Genomic DNA, 16,345 nt, shown 5'->3' with positions numbered 1-16,345 from the left:
AATAACTGAATGCATATACCCGGAGGTAAAGTACTCAATTGAAGACTTTGTTCTCCTGAAAGGATCTTGTATGAGAGCCTCTTTAACTGCTTTATAGTAGTATGCGCTACACCCGCTGGCAACTAAGATCTATTCAGGAGGACAAATGCGGTGTGGCCGGCTAAAACAAACTGGCTACTGCCAATAGCCTAATGTATGCTGGCGGTATTTCCTTTCTCATCCAGGGGCAGAAACGGATTGTAGGCGATCTCCCAGAGGTTGTCGTCCGGATCGGCGATGTAGCTGCTGTATCCGCCCCAGAAAACTTTTTCAGGCTGCTTTAACACCCGCACGCCTTTTTCTTCCAGCGACGCTACCAGCGCGTCCACTTCTTTTTCGGAGCCCACGTTATGCGCTAACGAGAAGCCGCGGAATCCCTTGCCATCGGCCGGTAAGCCGGCATCATCGGCTAGCGATTCCTGCGGGAAGAGCGCCAGTTGTATGCCGTTCAGCTGAAAGAACACAATGCCTTCCGAGCTGCTGTCCAGGGGCTGCCAACCCAGTATGTTCTGATAAAAATCCTTCGAGCGCTGCAGGTTTTTAACGCCAAGGGTAATAATCGTAATGCGTTGTTCCATATAATGGTATTTTATTTCTGTATGATTAAGGATGGTGGTTTGTCGTAGTCCAACCATCCCTGACCCTTCCTTAACAAAGGATGGGCGTTTTACTTGTTATTGATTCGTACTTCCTTTTTTTCTCTTACCTGTCATCCTGAAAGGATTTTGGTGGAAGCACCAAAAAGCTCAATTATAGCCTTTATACTTTCATCAGAAGGAAGAACAGGCGCTAATTCTGTTCTCAGTAGAGGATCGTCACAAAGCTAGCCCAATTTGCATACTTTTGCCGCCATACTGCCACTCCTGCACTTGCCCGGTATCAAAGTAATAAAGCAGGCATTTTACCTTAGCATAGCCCAGCTGCTTAAAGCGTACGGCATAATGGTCCAGTTTATTGCGGTGCTCGGGCTCGGGTGGCGGCAACTTGAATTCGAGCACCACCACCTGTTCGCCGTCAAACACCACGCGGTCGGGCTTATACAGGTAGGCACGGGCATCCAGGAGCTCTTTTTCATGCTCTACCACTACCTTATCCGAGAAATAATGCCGCAGTTTGGGATGGTTCAGCACTCCTTGCAGGCGGGTAACCAGCTCCGGTTTTTCGCGTTCGCTGATGATGCCCTGGTTAACCATCTGCCGTAGGACCGCATCTAACTGGGAGGCTTCCAGCACCCGCGACAGGGCATAATGCAGTTTCTTGTTCACGGCACGCTGCAGCGTCTGGGTTTCAAAGTCGAACACGTTATTGGCGTGCTGTTTAAGTTGCAGCCGTTGGGCCCAATCGGTGGTGACCAGGTGCTCAAGAAAGTATGTTTTATCAGACGAGATGGTGGTATGGTGCTGCCCCGAGCCCCCTTTGTGCAGCTGGTAGCAGAACTGCCCCGGCTGCCACAGGCCTTTGTGCACCAGGTAGCGGTAAAGCAAATGGCTTACATTTTTAGCATTGCCATCCAGCGCCCTAGCGGCTTTTTTATCGTCCAGCAGATCTTTGCTGTTGCCGATCAGGTAAAGCCGGTCGATGGGGCGGGTGAGGGCCACATAGAGCATGTTCAGGTTCTCGATAAAGGTTTTCTCCACCTCGTTGCTGTATTGCTCCCCCAGGATGGTTGTCTCCAGTTTAGAACTTATGTTAACTGCCACGCTGCGCAGCTTGCCTGTTACGGTTATCTCATCGGGCAGCTGGCTCCACATCAAGGCCCGGTTCATGGGCTCGGTACTCCAATCGGCAAACGGTATGATCACGATCGGGTAGGCGAGGCCTTTGGACTTGTGGATGCTGGTGATAGTGATGGCATTCCGGTCTTTGGGCGTGTTGATGCTCAGCTTTTCCTTCTGCACTTCCCAGTAAGCCAGAAAGTTGTTCAGGTTATTGCTGTTTTTCAGGCTATACTCCAGTACCAGGTCCAGGAAGCGGAACAGGTATTCGCTCTCATTATTTTTGTCCAGCAGGCCGAAGATTCGGATCAGCTGTTCGGTCAATTCATAGATAGACAGGTTGCCCGTTTCCCGCTCTTTCACATCAAAGCCAAACACGCGCAGTTGGTCGAACAAAGGCTGCGGATCCGGGGTGTTGGCAATCTGGGCGATGCGCTGCGTCATGCCGGTATCGGGTATGGTTTCCAGAGCTACGGCGCACACCAGGTACAAGGCCTCTGATTTTGCCAGGGTATCGTTGGGCCGGTTAAAGACACGGAACAGGGCAATGATCAGGTTGATGACCTCGGCAAACTGCAGCGAAAGCGAATCCTGCGAAATGATATCAAAGCGGCGCTCTTTTAAGAAGTTGGCAATGAGCTTGCTCTTGCTGTTGGTGCGGCAAAGGATGGCCATATCTTTTAAAGTATAACCTTCGGCCAGCCCGTGGTTGACCAGTTGCAGCACCATGTTGAGCATGCTCTCGTCGTAGCTCAGGATAACCGGGTGGGTATAGCTGTCGTACAGTTCTTCGGTGCGGGAGCAACCATCCAGGTCATACTTGTAGTTTTCGTCCTCGGGGTGCGTGAACATGATCTGCACATGTCCGCCACTTTTGTCGCTGCCTTCGGGCACGCTTTGCACAAATTTCTCGTCGTAAATAGAGGCGAACATCCCGAAGTTTTCGTGCCCTTGGCTGATAAAAGTAAACAGCTCGTTGTTAAAGGAGATGATCTCTGCGCGGCTGCGATAGTTGGTGTTCAGCTCGTCGGGCCGCAGGGCATGATCCACCGATTCGTAGCGTTCGCGGATCATACTTCCGTGGCGGCGGTTCTGGTAGAGTTTGGCCGTGTTCTTTTTATACAGATGTAATATCTGCTCCATTTCGCCGCCCCGCCAGCGGTAAATGGCCTGTTTGGCATCGCCCACCACCATGCTGAAGTGCCCCGAAGCCAGGGCATTATCTACCAGCGGAAGCAGGTTGTTCCACTGCAGCACCGAGGTGTCCTGAAACTCATCGATGAGGATGTGGTTATACTTCTCGCCCAGGCGCTCATAAATAAAGGGCACCGGTTCTTTGAGTACTATATCAATGATGCGCTTGTTAAACTCGGAGATGTGCACCGTATTTTTGTCCAGCTTAATCTCCTGCAGGCACTTTTCCAGCTCGTTGAGCACCGAGACTTTATAAAGATGCGGTACAATGGCGTTGATGAGGGTGGAAGTGGCCGCATATTCCTGCTTGATTTCCTCGATGTGGAAGTATAAATCGGTGAGTTGCTGCTTTATATGATCGATCTGGTTTTTAGTAGCCGTGCTGGCTTTGCCGGCATACCATTTATCGTCTTCTATACTCTGGCGGGCATAGTTGTTGCCGTAGTTCAGGTCAGCTTCCCGAGAAAATTTATAAAAATAGCCCCAGATGCCGCGGTTCCCCTGGAAGAAATCAGCAGGAGCGAGGCCGGCCTGCTCGATGGCTGCAAGTGCCTGGGCAGCGTCTTCGTGCAGGGCTTCTTCTATTCCCTTTTGCAATTCTTTTAACTGCGTACGGATATGTTTAAAATCCTCGAGCGTAAGCGTCTGCAGGTCCGTAACAGCTTCGTATACTTGCTCATTGAGCAGGTTTTTTGCAAAATCGGCCAGGTCTTCGGGCAGGGAGTTCCAGCTGCGGCCTTCGCGGGCTTTTTCTAGTGCATACTGCTCCAACGTTTCAGATAGCAGGTCGTCTTTGTTGTCCGATACTTTGTCCAGCAGCAGCTGCACGGCCGTGTTCACCAACGTCTGCGAGTCCAGGTCCACTTCAAAATTATGCGGAATGTTGAGCTCCCGTGTAAAGGCCTGCACAATCTTATTCACAAAGCTATCGATGGTGCTAACCGAAAAATCACTGTAGTTGTAGAGGATCTGGCTGAAGAGTTTGGCCGCCCGGCTTCTGATTTCGGTGATGTCCAGATTCTCTTCGGGGTATTCCTGCTGCAGGTCGGCAGTTATACTTTGGAGCAGTTCCTCGCTGCGGGCTTTTGCTTTTTCGGATTGAGTTGGATCATTAAAGCCACGCAAAGCGCCCATGATGCGCTCCTTCATTTCGGCAGCGGCGTCGTTGGTAAACGTAATGGCCAGAATGGCGCGGTAGTAATCCGGATCAGCGGTATGCAGGGCCAGCTTCAGGTATTCCTTTGTGAGATGATAGGTTTTGCCGGAACCGGCAGAGGAGGAATATATCTTGAAGAGTGAAGGCATAAGCATCGGTTCTATACTTAAAGATACACCGAAGCAAGCCCGAAAGACAAGTTTGCTGCAAAAAGATTTCGGAGCAGGGCATAAGCGCCTCTAAGTCTTTGTCTTAAAAAGCCCCCGCTATGTGTAGATGGCGGGGGCTATAAGATCTTGACCATAAGCGTAAAGGTTTAAGCATAGGCTTGCACGGGAACGCGCTGTTCTGTTTTGGGATAGCTCGGAGCGAAATCCTTTACACAAACATGGTACATGATGCGCGCCATAGATAGGGAGTACTCTGTAATGAGGCACTGTTGCTGCTCGGCATGCGAAAGCGCTTTGCTGCCACCCAGGTTAAATTTGTTCAGTTCCACCACTTCATCAAAGTTCTGGCGAAGCATTTTCAGGGCTTTAAAAGAAGGCTCGTTGTAGAAAACAGGTATAACCTGGCAAACGGCGTAGCTGCCTTTTGCCCGCTCGGCCGCGATGGTGGCACACAGCGCCTCTACATTGGTTTTGTCGAGATCGGAAATAATGACGAAGTAAACCTTCTTTTGCCCGGTGTTTTCCGAAACAGGGATGCCGTTAAGCAGCATGTTTCTACTGATTTTGGTACCCTGTGTTAAAGACTCATCCTTGAGGATCTTGTTATGAATCTTAAACGCCAGTGCACCGGAGGCGATCAGGTTAAAATCCTTGCCTTTTGCTGAAATTTTAGAAAAATGTAACATAATTTGAGAGCTTGAGGGTTTATACTTTATGAATGATTTTACACATTTATCTGCAGGTAAGCTATTGTTAAATGGTTTGTTATAAACAGCTTAAGAGCAGTTAGACCGTAGATCGATCTATGGAGTAAGAGGAGCGGGTAATGGTTTGTTTAGGTTTCAGCTACTGGTACAGATACTAATCCGGAGCGCGTTTTGTATCTACGTGAGATATTTTTTTGCAATAACACTCCTGGCCTAACTTATTGTAAATGCCTGTTTTTCTTGTGTTAATATGCGGCATTTACGGGCAGCAAGTATAATAGTTTCCTTTAGCCAATATTTTTTATGAATTATTAAGGTAATATAAATGATATAAATAAATAATACCAGAATAAATGGTAAAATGGAGTTAATTGTACGTGACTTCGCTTAAACCTTGGGTGAGGCGCATACTTTAGGGGGTAAATGAAGTGCAATTTTTTATAATGGACCTTTAACTAGTTTAGCTGGTAAATATTTTGTATTTTTGCACCCGATTTGGAATCAGTCTGATTTACTGCATAACTGGAAAGTCCCTCTGTAGGCGTGCCCTAGTTGTTTTTAGTTTTTCGTGTCGCTCTCTTAAGTAGAGAAAGGTTAAGTCGCTCTCTCAGTAGAGAAAGGTTGAAAGGCAGGCTGCCTCCAGATGTGTCATAAGTTAGGTTATTAAGTAAATTAGATGAACAAAATCAGATTTGACGAGCTTCCGCTTTCGCAGGAAGTTCAGCGAGCCATCGCAGACATGGGCTTCGAAGAAGCTTCCCCTATCCAAACGCAAGCTATCCCGGTTGTTTTAGAAGGCAGAGACATTATTGGCCAGGCCCAGACGGGTACCGGTAAAACAGCTGCTTTTGGCATCCCGACTATCGAAGGCATTGATCAGAACGACCGCAGCGTACAGGCCCTTATTCTGTGCCCGACGCGTGAACTGGCTATCCAGGTTTCCGGCGAGATTCAGAAACTGGCCAAGTATAAGCAGGGCATCAGCGTGGTGCCTATTTACGGCGGCCAGCCCTACGATCGCCAGCTGCGCGCCTTAAAGCAGGGCGTACAGATCGTGATCGGTACCCCGGGACGTGTGATGGACCACATCGAGCGCGGAACGCTGGTGCTTGATAATGTAAAGAAAATCATCCTGGACGAAGCCGACGAGATGCTCGACATGGGCTTCCGCGAGGATATTGAGTATGTACTGGAGCGCATCCCGGAAGACCGCCAGACGATCTTCTTCTCGGCCACCATGTCCAAGCCGATCATGGAGATGACCAAGCGTTATCAGACCGATCCGGTGATTGTGAAGGTGGTGCACCAGGAACTCACCGTAACTAATATTGACCAGGTATACTTTGAAGTGCGCAGCGGCCTGAAAATGGAAGTGCTGTCACGCTTGCTGGACATGTATAACCTGAAATCTACGATCATCTTCTGTAATACCAAGCGGATGGTGGACGAGCTGGTATCGAACCTGCAGGCCCGTGGCTATTTTGCCGATGGCTTGCATGGCGACATGAACCAGAACCAGCGCTCTAACGTGATGGGCAAGTTCCGCAACGGCACCCTGGAGATTCTGGTAGCGACTGATGTGGCTGCCCGTGGCCTGGACGTGGAGAATGTGGAAGCAGTATTTAACTACGATCTGCCGCAGGATGAAGAATCCTACGTGCACCGCATTGGCCGTACCGGCCGTGCCGGCAAGTCTGGTAAAGCATTCTCGTTTGTAGGTGGCCGTACCGATGGCTACAAGATCAAGGATATTATGCGTTTCACAAAAGCCAAGATCGTGCTGCAGCAAGTGCCGTCTGTGGAAGATGTGAACGAGATTCGCACCACGTTATACTTCGAGAAAGTGAAGGAAGTGCTGGAGAAAGGACATCTTGCCAAGCACGTGGCCCGCATTGAGCGCTTTGTAAATGAATCCGACGGCATCACGCCACTTGATGTAGCGGCTGCTTTGCTCAAAATGAGCATGAAAGAGGCCAAAGTAAAAGAGAAAGGTGCTGAAGTAGAAAAAGGACTGGGTGCTGCCAAAGAAGGTATGGACCGCCTCTTTATCACAATCGGCAAGAAAGACCGCGTACACCCGCGTGACATCATCGATCTGCTGAGCCAGAACAGTGATATTCCTGCTTCACGTGTAGGCGACATCGACCTCTACGACAAGTTCAGCTTTGTGGAAGTGCCGACCGAGTATACGGCCGATATCCTCAAGCGGGTAGGCCGTATCGAAGTGGATGGCCGCATGGTGATCGTAGAGAAATCCGATAAAAAAGGAACAGAACGCGAAGGTGGCCGCAGCGAGCGCGGTGGCGAAGACTTTGGCTTTAACCGTTCCGGCGGCGAAGGTCGTGGCGGTGACAGAAACCGTGGCGGAGGCTCTTTCCGTGACCGCCGTAGTGGCGGTGGTGGTGATCGCTTCGGCGGTGGCGACCGTTTTGGTGGCGGCGACAGAAACCGTGGCGGCGATCGCGGCGGTGACCGTGGCGGATTCCGTAAAAAAAGATTCTAAGCGTAACTCCCGAGTAGCGCTTTCGTATACTTACTTATACAGCGTTTGAAGTATAAAAACTTCTGAAACTGTTAGAAAAGGCCGACTTGAAACGTCGGCCTTTTTGTTTTTCCACTTTTTAGGTAGAAACGCCTGTTGCGTTGCCCCAAGATGCTATTGGTAAACACCAGTCTTGCAGCAGCTTTCCTTTATCGTAAGAAAACAAAAAAGGGCCGAAGCCCTTTTTAATATTTGACTTTGATCTCAAAAGAATTAAGCCTCTCTGGCGGCATTGCGCAGAGAACGGATATGATCGTGGGCGTTCTTTACATCGCGGAACTGCTGCTCCACAATCTGATGCAACGGACCAGGCAATTCCTTTTTGAGGGCTTCCTCGTAGGCTTTTACCGCATAATCCTCGCCACGCTCACACTCTTCCAGCACCCGAACACGGTCTTTGGAAGAAAGGGCCGATTTAAGATCGATCCACGCCCGGTGCACAGTACCTTCCAGGGAGCTGGACTCGTCATCGGCATGGCCCATTTTTGTTAACTGGTCTTGCAGTTCAGTGATCATGCTGTCGCGCTGCACGGCATACTTAAGGAAGAGTTCTTTCAGATCCTGGTCTTCAATATCTTCAGCGGCTGTTTTATACCCTTTGGAGCCATCCTTGCATCTTTCGATAAGATGATGAACCGTAGAGTATAGTTCTTTATTTATCGTCATAGTTTTACTTTTAAGTGATCTAACATGCAGTAATACTGATATTAAAGTCTTTTTGTTGCCACCGCAGCCACGCAGCCGCCCTCAGTCCGCAGCAGCAGCCATCGCCAAGCCGGCCAGGTAGCCGGTCGTCCAGGCAGCCTGAAAGTTAAATCCGCCGGTTATGCCATCGATATCCAGCACCTCCCCGGCAAAGTATAAACCGGGTTGCAGGCGGCTTTCCATGGTGCGCATGTTTACCTGGCTTAGGTCAACGCCGCCGCAGGTCACAAATTCTTCCTTAAAAGTAGTTTTCCCCTTTACCTCAAAGGGGGCCCGGTGCAGCGCCTCCACCAGTTTGTTCGTGTTTTTGCCAGGCAGCTCGGCCCATTTAGTCTCGGCCGGTATGTCGGCCAGGTGTGCCAGCGCTTTCCAGAGGCGTTGCGGCAGGCCGAACAGCGGGTTAGTGGCAACCACTTTTTGCGGATGCGCCTGCCGGTATTGTTGCAGGTGCTCCCGCAGGGTTTCTTCGGTTAAGGTTGGTATCCAGTTGATCAGGATGGTGAATTGATACTGCTGGTCATGAAAAAGGCGTGCTCCCCAGGCCGAAAGCTTTAGAACCGCCGGACCGCTATAGCCCCAGTGGGTGATGAGCAGCGGTCCTTCATAGGCCAGTTTCTGGCCGGCCACGCGTACGCGTGCACTGGGTACCGACACCCCCTGCAACTCTTTAAAAGGTGAGCCGGGGACGTTAAAGGTGAACAATGAAGGCACAGGCTCCTGAATGGGATGACCTAAGGCACGCAGCCAGTCGTAGCCTGTGGTTTTAGGATTGCCTCCCGTGCATACGAGTACTTTGTCAGCGGTTATACTCTGGCCCGAGCTCAGGTGCAGCGTATACTTCTGTTGCGAACCGCCTGTTATCGGCTCGATGCCGGTTACGCCCGTATTTGTGCGCACCTGCACGCCTGTCCGTTTTGCTTCGTGCAGCAGGCAGTGGATGATCGTTTCCGAATTATCAGTTAACGGGAACATGCGCCCGTCTGCTTCTGCCTTCAGTTTTACACCACGCTGCTCAAACCAGGTGATGGTGTCGGCTGCGCCGAAGCGTTTGAAAGCTTCTTTCAGTTGCCGTGCTCCACGTGGGTAAAAATTAGCGAAGGCAGCGGGTTCAAAGCAGTGGTGCGTTACGTTGCAGCGGCCGCCACCCGATACGCGCACCTTTGCCAGCAATTTATTTGACTTTTCCAGCAGCATAACTTGTGCCTTCGGGTTTGCCTGCGCACAGGCAATGGCCCCGAAAAAACCTGCCGCACCGCCGCCAATCACTACTACCTGCATGTTATTTGTTGCCTAAAAAATGTAAAAGAGTACAAAGGTAGCTGTTTTAGCGCAACCAGCAGTAGCTGAATGCCTGCAAAGTCGTTCAGACAACCTATTTAAGCACTTTTCGGGCAAAACGCTCGTCTGAACGACGCTCATTGCTGTGCCGGCATAGCTGCCCGCGCCGGAGAGTAGCAGCATCCGTAAGGGCAAAGCGAGTTTTTTAAGCGTTTTTTATACTTATGGGGCAGCAGTTATACCGGAGCATACCCGCTCATCTTGAAACTTTTGGCCCCAATCTGCATATATACCTTCAGCACAGGCGTATCCTTTGCCAGCTCTACCTCATGGAAAAAAACTTAAATGCTGCGCTTTCCCCGCCGCACGCGCCAAAACTTCAGGAGTTGGCCGCAACGGCCATTTGCGGCAACGATATCACGTCTTCCTGTTTGTATGTCTCGGCACTAGCTATTATTTATGCCGGGCAATATGCCTGGGTATCGCTTCTGATGGTGAGTGGTGTATTGTTTCTTTTCCGGAACATCTATGGCGAAGTGGTAGGCGCGCTGCCCCTGAATGGCGGCGCGTATAATGCGCTGCTCAACACCACCAGCAAGCAAACGGCCTCTATGGCCGCCTGCCTCACACTACTTTCCTATATGGCTACAGCCGTGATCTCGGCCAACGAGGCCATGCATTATGTGCACCACCTCTGGGAAGGGCTTCCGGTCATCTATGCCACCATCGTGCTGCTGGCCATCTTTATGGGGCTCACCATTATGGGCATAGGCGAGTCATCGATTGTAGCGGTCCTTATCTTTCTGACGCACATGCTTACGCTCACGCTTTTAATTGTGGTGGGCGGTACGTACCTGGTCACCCACGGGCTCAGTATCATGCAATTTAATTTTAGTCAACCCGTGGAGGGGGGCATCTGGCGGGCGTTGTTCTTTGGCTTTGCGGCAGCCATGCTGGGCATTTCGGGGTTTGAGAGCTCAGCTAACTTTGTAGAAGAACAGGCCCAGGGTGTGTTTCCTAAAACGCTGCGCAACATGTGGCTGGCTGTGTCGATTTTCAACCCACTGACGGCTTTTTTAGTGCTGGCCATCATTCCGATGGGAGAGGTAGCGGGGCATGAAAATGCCTTGCTGGCCTACCTTGGCGGCATAGCCGGTGGCAAGTGGCTGTCTATCCTTGTCTCGGTAGATGCGGCGCTGGTGTTAAGTGGCGCCGTCCTGACGTCGTATGTCGGGGTAACGGGTTTAGTGCACCGCATGACGCTGGACCGCTGCCTGCCCCAATTTCTGCTGATCACCAACAAAAGAGGATCGGCCTACCTAATCATGATTACTTTCTTCCTGCTTTGCGTTTCTATCCTCCTGATCACGGCTGGTGACCTGGGCGCTTTGGCCGGTGTGTATACGATCTCCTTTTTATCGGTGATGGTCTTGTTCGGTTTAGGAAACATCCTCCTGAAAATACGGCGTAACCGGCTGCCCCGGCCGGTGCAGGCTTCGGGACTTTCGTTGTTTATAGCCATAGCTGCGGTGTTGGCTGCTCTGGTCGGGAACGCCCTCCTGAACCCGGCGTATATCCTTGTCTTCCTCAAATACTTTCTGCCCACGCTCTCGCTGGTGCTGATCATGCTGTACCGTATCCGGCTGCTGCGCCTGTTTACGTACGTGCTGCAGCACCTGGCCAAACCACTCAGAAAGCTTATCCCGCTTAAATCGTATTCCCTTAAGCGCCTGATCAATGAGATCCAGTCGCAGGAGTTCGTGTTCTTTACCCGGGGCGATAACATTGCCAACATCAACCAGGTGATGCGCTATGTGGAGGAGAATGAACAGACAAACAAGATCAAAATTGTTAACGTGCTGAAAGACGGGGAAGAACCGCCACACAAGCTCATCGAGGATATTGGTGTGCTGGACAGGGCGTACCCCGATATAGACGTGGACTTTGTTACGATCCATGGCCATTTCGGACCGGAGCTGATCGAACTGCTCTCTGAAGAATGGAAAATACCGAAAAATTTCATGTTTATTGGCTCTCCCGGCAACCGCTTTCTGTATGGGCTGGAGGAACTTGGTGGGGTGAGGCTGGTGATCTGAGGATCAGGAAAAGAATGTCATCGGGTTGGGATGCATGAAGGTATAAGCCAACTCGTCCTGTAGTTTCTGACTTTTGATGAGCTTGAAGCTTGTCTTGTCCATGTCGGCAAACTGCGGAGGCGTGAGGCCTAACGCTTCGGCTGCTTTGGTATAAAACTCCCGACGCAGCGGGTGCTCCCCGGCACAGGCGTTAAAAGTCTGCCCCCATTTTTCCTGTTCTATGATCCGCTGCAGGATCGCCAAGCAATCCTCCAAGTGGATGAGGTTAACGGGCGCATCGCCCTGTGGCACGTTTTGCTTGCCAGCCAAAAACCGGCCTGGCTGCCGGCTGCCGCCCACCAATCCGCCAAAACGCACGATGGTCGTCAGCCATTCTTCCCGCCCGGAAATCAGTTTCTCTGCCCTGCGCAGCATATTGCCCGGTTCCTGCTCGTCAGTAAATACAATGTCTTCTTCGGTTACGAGCCGGTTTAGGTCCTGGTAAACGGATGTGGAGGACACAAAAAGAATGCGGTTGACCGGGGAGGTGAGCAATGCTTTCAGCAGCAGGTGCATTTGCTGCAGGTAACTTTCGCCACCATCAGCGCGCAGCAAGGGCGGAATATTAAGCACCAGCACCTTCGCATTGAGGAAGTCGTGCAGTATTTCCTGTCCCGGCGTTGTTTCCTGCAAGTTGATCAGGAATGGGGTAATGCCCATTTGCCCCAGCACAGGTAGCTTGGCAGGGGAGGTGGTAGAGCCATTTACGCGGTAGCCAGCCTGCACCAGGTTGCCGGCCAGGGGCAATCCGAGCCAGCCGCATCCCATTATACTGATATCTGCTTTTTCCGCCATATAGATTGTAGGTGTGATTTTGTGCCGGGTGCCAACAAAGACTTGGCTTTTGTGTTTAGCTACCGGGTATAAAACTACAGCAAATAACGCAAAAATGAAGTATGATGTCGTGGTGATCGGCGCCGGGTTCGGATCTTTAACAGCTGCAGCGCTGCTGGCCAGACGCGGGCTGCAGGTCTGCGTGCTGGAGCAGGCCAAATACCCCGGGGGTTGTTCGGCCAGTTACAGGCGCAAAGGCTACTGGTTCGAGACTGGCGCTACCACACTGGTAGGATTGGATGCGCACATGCCGCTACATTACCTGCTGGCTGAAACAGGCATCCGGCTGCCCGTTCTGCGGCTGCAAACACCCATGCAGGTGCACCTGCCCGACGGACAGCTGCTGACGCGCTACCCGCAACTGGAAGACTGGATAGCAGAAGCTGAACGGGTTTTCGGGAAGTATAACCAACGGCCTTTCTGGGAGCATTGCTATACGTTGAGCCAGCAGGTATGGCGCACCTCGCTGCAGCAGCAGAGCTTCCCTGCTTCTAATACCAAAGATCTGCTGCTCTCGGCTGCGCGGGTACGACCAATGCACCTCAGGCTGCTGCCCGCTGCTTTCCAAACGATGGAACAGTTGCTGAGCAAGTATAAGCTGCTACAAAACGAGTTGTTTGTGGCCTTTGTAAACGAACAGTTGCTCATCACGGCCCAGAATTACCTGCCGGAGGTGAATGCACTCTTCCGGGCGACAGCGTTGTGTTATACTTTGTATGGCAACTATTACGTGCCCGGAGGCATGATCAACCTGGTAAAGCCCTTGGAGGCATACCTAACCAGCAAGGGCAATCAGATCATGTATGGGCAGCAGGTAAAAGCCGTAACGCCCACAGCAACGGGGTACCGGATCAGCACGGGGAAAACGGAACTGGAGAGCCGCTTTGTGATCAGCGGCATGCCCCTGAACAATACCCGGGAACTGTTTACAGACAAGCCCCTGCAGCAAAAGCTCAGCAAGTATACATTGCCATCCGAAAAACTTTGGGGAGCTTTTACGATGAGTGTCGTACTACAGCAGGAGCAACCCGAGATACTCCATCACCAGGTGCATATTCCCGGTGGGATACCGCTGGTGGGAAGCAAAAGTATTTTTGTCAGTTTCAGCCATAAGGAGGATAAGCTGCGGGCGCCGGCCGGAGAGGTAGTGGCCAGCATCAGTACCCATCTCGCCGATCCGGTAGCCAGGTACATCGAAGACAAGGAGGCCATAGCAGCGGCGATACTGGAGGCGCTGGCCACGCGCGGGCTGATCGATCCGCAAAAAATCAAGTATATGCAGGCGGCCACGCCGGGTGCCTGGCTCTTCTGGACAAAGCGGGCTTATGGCGCAGTAGGAGGCTACCCGCAGTACCGGCACATTAAACCCTGGCAAATGAAAGATGCCCGCCTCGACCATCGTGGCGCTTACCTCTGCGGCGATACCGTTTATCCCGGCCAGGGGATTCCAGGTGTCTGCCTGAGCGGCATTATTGCTGCTAACAAGTTATGGCAGGATCATTTTTAACTCAATTAATCGTAGCCTGGTCGTGCACCACCATGGTGCGCAGGCCGGCGTAGTCGCCTGCTTCTGTCTTGCCCAGAATAAATACTTCGGTGCCAATCTGGGTGATGCAGTATACTTTCACATCGCGTAGCAGCTGATGTAGCGTTTGCACCAGTTTCTGGTAACGGTATGCCATACTGCCCTCCTGGCGTGCGTCGGTGCTGATGCCTTTCATTTCGTCCATAAACTGCTCCAACTCCTTTGTTTCCACGGCCATGCCTGACGGTTTCCCGGCCCATTCCGCTACCGCCTCGGGGCCAAATTGCTGGCCTGGGCGCAGAGAGTGGAAAACAACTTCAAAAGGGGCCTCTATTTCGCTGTGCATCAGCAGGCCGTCTGTTGCCCGGGCCAATGCGTTTTGGATTTCTTCTTTGTTCATTATGGTGCCCATGTGTTTTAATTGAAATGGTTTATAGGTGTCAATCCAAATCGCTTCTTATCTTTAGGTAATGTGCTGCCAAAAATGGCCGCTGAAATCTTAATACGAGAGAACGATGATAAAAGCAGAACCCATGTTAAAAGAGGGCGCCCTAAAAGGGAAAACCATCGTGGTAACCGGCGGCGGTACCGGGTTGGGCCGCTCCATGGTGAAATACTTTTTAGAACTGGGCGCCAATGCCGTGATCTGCAGCCGCAAACTCGACGTGCTCGAGCAGACCGCTAAAGAGCTGGCGCAGGAAACCGGCGGGCAGGTACTGCCCTTTGCCTGCGATGTGCGCAAGTATAACGAGGTGGAAGCCATGCTGCAGGCCACGTTGGACAGATTCGGCCGCGTGGATGTGCTGGTGAACAATGCTGCGGGTAACTTTGTGAGCCCTACCGAACGCCTGAGCCACAAGGCCTTTGATGTGGTGGTGGACATTGTGCTGAAAGGCAGCTATAACTGCACGCTGGCTCTGGGCAAGCACTGGATCGAGCAAAAGCAGGAAGCCGCCATCCTGAACATTGTGACCACCTATGCCTGGACGGGCTCCGGCTATGTAGTGCCCTCTGCTACGGCCAAGGCAGGCGTGCTGGCCCTTACGCGTTCGCTTGCGTCGGAATGGGCTAAGTATGGCATCCGCTCCAACGCCATCGCTCCCGGACCTTTCCCGACGGAAGGAGCCTGGACGCGCCTTTTTCCGAAGCAACTGGCCGATAAACTGGATCCGCTGAGGCGCATTCCAGTGGGCCGGTTTGGCGAACACCAGGAACTGGCCAACCTGGCAGCCTACCTGGTATCGGATTATGCTTCTTTTGTGAACGGCGAGGTAGTGACCATAGACGGCGGCGAGTGGCTTTACGGGGCCGGCGAGTTCAACAGCTTCGACCAGATCCCGCAAGAAATGTGGGATGCCATGGAAAAACAGATGCGCGGCAAAGGTCAGTAAAGTATACTTTGCAGGTAATGAGATTTCTGGTGTTATACTTTGATATTAAGATCGTAACTTATTGCTGATGTGCTTTTTATATGGGAGATGGCGTTGCCGGACTTGCTGGCTGCTCTCCGGCGCGGCCTCCTTTCAGGTAGGTCGCCAGCCCGATGCCCGGGCCTAGTATACTGAGCAGGTAACCTGCTGCCGGCAGGTAAGCGGACACCGGTATACTGGCTAGCATTACGGCCAGTCCTGCCAGCCATACCAGCCCGTAAGTAGCAGGCGAGGGTGCCGCTACCGGTGGTCGATAAGCCGTGCGGAAGCCCAGCAGGTGCAGGAGCTTGGGAGCCTCCGCCAAAAGCAATACCAGGTTCAGCCCCAGCAAAAAGGCCAGCACGTAGGGCGTGCCCCGCCAGTGAAGCGATATGGTGACCACCAGGATATTGAGCAGCAGAGGCAGCAGCATGATAGCGCCAAGTGTGCGGTAACGGAGCGTGAGGAGCACAAACCCCACCAGCACTTGCGTATAGGCAATAAAGCGGGCAAACAGGCCCAGCCAGAAGGTAGCAAGCCGTTCCTCCAGCCATACCGGCCCAATCAGGCCCGGGTACCTGTGCTCAAAAAACAGCTTGCCCATACCGGCAGTAAAGAAAATCAGGCCTAGGAAAACACTGATGCCATTGAGAGTGAAGTTCTTGAAGTTCATCGTTTGGAGGAGCAAGCAGTCGCAGCTGACAAGATAAACAAAGCCCTGCATACCCGTGCAGTTTTTAGACCAGGAGCGGGATTTGCCCGACTACAGCTGCCAAAACAAAGACGCAGGCGGAGGGCGGCAACCTAAATTAGTAGCAGGGATTCTTGCCGCTGTTATACTTGCCTCTCCTGCTCAGCCTAGCATCCATGCTAATTGTATCCTCCTTTTTAAACCAAAACACCCGGTTCCTCAGAACCGGGTGTTTTGGTTTAAAA

General features: G+C 51.9%; 12 protein-coding genes. 4 read left to right on the top strand and 8 right to left on the bottom strand.

Features of this window, described 5'->3' with window-relative positions:
• Window positions 1-188: 188 nt before the first annotated feature.
• The 3 genes from LWL52_RS09450 to LWL52_RS09440 form a co-directional block, all read right to left on the bottom strand.
• Window positions 189-617, bottom strand: a complete 429-nt coding sequence (locus LWL52_RS09450; protein ID WP_242919173.1) for a VOC family protein — start codon at window positions 615-617, stop codon at window positions 189-191.
• Between the two features lie 237 nt (window positions 618-854).
• On the bottom strand, window positions 855-4,253 hold the full coding sequence (locus tag LWL52_RS09445; protein WP_242919171.1) for a UvrD-helicase domain-containing protein: 3,399 nt from the start codon (window positions 4,251-4,253) through the stop codon (window positions 855-857).
• Between the two features lie 167 nt (window positions 4,254-4,420).
• On the bottom strand, window positions 4,421-4,960 hold the full coding sequence (locus LWL52_RS09440) for a hypothetical protein (protein ID WP_242919169.1): 540 nt from the start codon (window positions 4,958-4,960) through the stop codon (window positions 4,421-4,423).
• Window positions 4,961-5,657: 697 nt separating this feature from the next.
• Here LWL52_RS09440 and LWL52_RS09435 point away from each other — a divergent pair.
• Window positions 5,658-7,484 carry a DEAD/DEAH box helicase gene (locus LWL52_RS09435; protein ID WP_242919167.1) on the top strand — a complete coding sequence of 609 codons (1,827 nt, stop codon included), beginning with the start codon at window positions 5,658-5,660 and terminating at the stop codon, window positions 7,482-7,484.
• 252 nt (window positions 7,485-7,736) lie between these two features.
• Here the strand turns inward: LWL52_RS09435 and LWL52_RS09430 are convergent, their stop codons facing one another.
• On the bottom strand, window positions 7,737-8,189 hold the full coding sequence (locus tag LWL52_RS09430; RefSeq protein ID WP_242919165.1) for a ferritin-like domain-containing protein: 453 nt from the start codon (window positions 8,187-8,189) through the stop codon (window positions 7,737-7,739).
• 81 nt (window positions 8,190-8,270) lie between these two features.
• A complete protein-coding gene (locus tag LWL52_RS09425) occupies window positions 8,271-9,506 on the bottom strand; it encodes a BaiN/RdsA family NAD(P)/FAD-dependent oxidoreductase (RefSeq protein WP_242919163.1) in 1,236 nt (411 codons plus the stop codon).
• A 329-nt stretch (window positions 9,507-9,835) separates the two neighbouring features.
• Between LWL52_RS09425 and LWL52_RS09420 the strand changes: the two genes are divergently transcribed.
• Window positions 9,836-11,602 (top strand): APC family permease, encoded by a 1,767-nt coding sequence (locus LWL52_RS09420; RefSeq protein ID WP_242919161.1) that lies wholly within the window; start codon window positions 9,836-9,838, stop codon window positions 11,600-11,602.
• A 3-nt stretch (window positions 11,603-11,605) separates the two neighbouring features.
• Here LWL52_RS09420 and LWL52_RS09415 read toward each other — a convergent pair whose 3' ends face one another.
• Window positions 11,606-12,436, bottom strand: a complete 831-nt coding sequence (locus LWL52_RS09415) for an SDR family oxidoreductase (RefSeq protein WP_242919159.1) — start codon at window positions 12,434-12,436, stop codon at window positions 11,606-11,608.
• Window positions 12,437-12,530: 94 nt separating this feature from the next.
• Here LWL52_RS09415 and LWL52_RS09410 point away from each other — a divergent pair, with 94 nt between their 5' ends.
• Window positions 12,531-13,982, top strand: a complete 1,452-nt coding sequence (locus LWL52_RS09410; RefSeq protein ID WP_242919157.1) for a phytoene desaturase family protein — start codon at window positions 12,531-12,533, stop codon at window positions 13,980-13,982.
• 1 nt (window position 13,983) lies between these two features.
• On the opposite strand, the gene LWL52_RS09405 is transcribed toward LWL52_RS09410, so the two are convergent.
• Complete coding sequence (locus tag LWL52_RS09405; RefSeq protein WP_242919155.1) at window positions 13,984-14,400, bottom strand: nuclease A inhibitor family protein; 417 nt, start codon at window positions 14,398-14,400, stop codon at window positions 13,984-13,986.
• A gap of 115 nt (window positions 14,401-14,515) precedes the next feature.
• Between LWL52_RS09405 and LWL52_RS09400 the strand changes: the two genes are divergently transcribed.
• Window positions 14,516-15,391: an SDR family oxidoreductase gene (locus LWL52_RS09400; protein WP_242919153.1), complete on the top strand. Its 876-nt coding sequence runs from the start codon at window positions 14,516-14,518 to the stop codon at window positions 15,389-15,391.
• Window positions 15,392-15,467: 76 nt separating this feature from the next.
• On the opposite strand, the gene LWL52_RS09395 is transcribed toward LWL52_RS09400, so the two are convergent.
• Window positions 15,468-16,082: a hypothetical protein gene (locus LWL52_RS09395; protein WP_242919151.1), complete on the bottom strand. Its 615-nt coding sequence runs from the start codon at window positions 16,080-16,082 to the stop codon at window positions 15,468-15,470.
• Window positions 16,083-16,345: the final 263 nt, after the last annotated feature.

Source organism: Pontibacter liquoris, from assembly GCF_022758235.1.
GTDB lineage: Bacteria > Bacteroidota > Bacteroidia > Cytophagales > Hymenobacteraceae > Pontibacter > Pontibacter liquoris.
The sequence above is the reverse complement of the archived record's forward strand: the minus strand, read 5'-3'. Positions and strand labels throughout refer to the sequence as shown.

Bases quoted from the DNA above. Each gene is read 5' to 3' on its own strand.
- LWL52_RS09450 (WP_242919173.1), bottom strand. From the start codon at position 617: ATGGAACAACGCATTACGATTATTACCCTTGGCGTTAAAAACCTGCAG.
- LWL52_RS09445 (WP_242919171.1), bottom strand. From the start codon at position 4,253: ATGCCTTCACTCTTCAAGATATATTCCTCCTCTGCCGGTTCCGGCAAA.
- LWL52_RS09440 (WP_242919169.1), bottom strand. From the start codon at position 4,960: ATGTTACATTTTTCTAAAATTTCAGCAAAAGGCAAGGATTTTAACCTG.
- LWL52_RS09435 (WP_242919167.1), top strand. From the start codon at position 5,658: ATGAACAAAATCAGATTTGACGAGCTTCCGCTTTCGCAGGAAGTTCAG.
- LWL52_RS09430 (WP_242919165.1), bottom strand. From the start codon at position 8,189: ATGACGATAAATAAAGAACTATACTCTACGGTTCATCATCTTATCGAA.
- LWL52_RS09425 (WP_242919163.1), bottom strand. From the start codon at position 9,506: ATGCAGGTAGTAGTGATTGGCGGCGGTGCGGCAGGTTTTTTCGGGGCC.
- LWL52_RS09420 (WP_242919161.1), top strand. From the start codon at position 9,836: ATGGAAAAAAACTTAAATGCTGCGCTTTCCCCGCCGCACGCGCCAAAA.
- LWL52_RS09415 (WP_242919159.1), bottom strand. From the start codon at position 12,436: ATGGCGGAAAAAGCAGATATCAGTATAATGGGATGCGGCTGGCTCGGA.
- LWL52_RS09410 (WP_242919157.1), top strand. From the start codon at position 12,531: ATGAAGTATGATGTCGTGGTGATCGGCGCCGGGTTCGGATCTTTAACA.
- LWL52_RS09405 (WP_242919155.1), bottom strand. From the start codon at position 14,400: ATGAACAAAGAAGAAATCCAAAACGCATTGGCCCGGGCAACAGACGGC.
- LWL52_RS09400 (WP_242919153.1), top strand. From the start codon at position 14,516: ATGATAAAAGCAGAACCCATGTTAAAAGAGGGCGCCCTAAAAGGGAAA.
- LWL52_RS09395 (WP_242919151.1), bottom strand. From the start codon at position 16,082: ATGAACTTCAAGAACTTCACTCTCAATGGCATCAGTGTTTTCCTAGGC.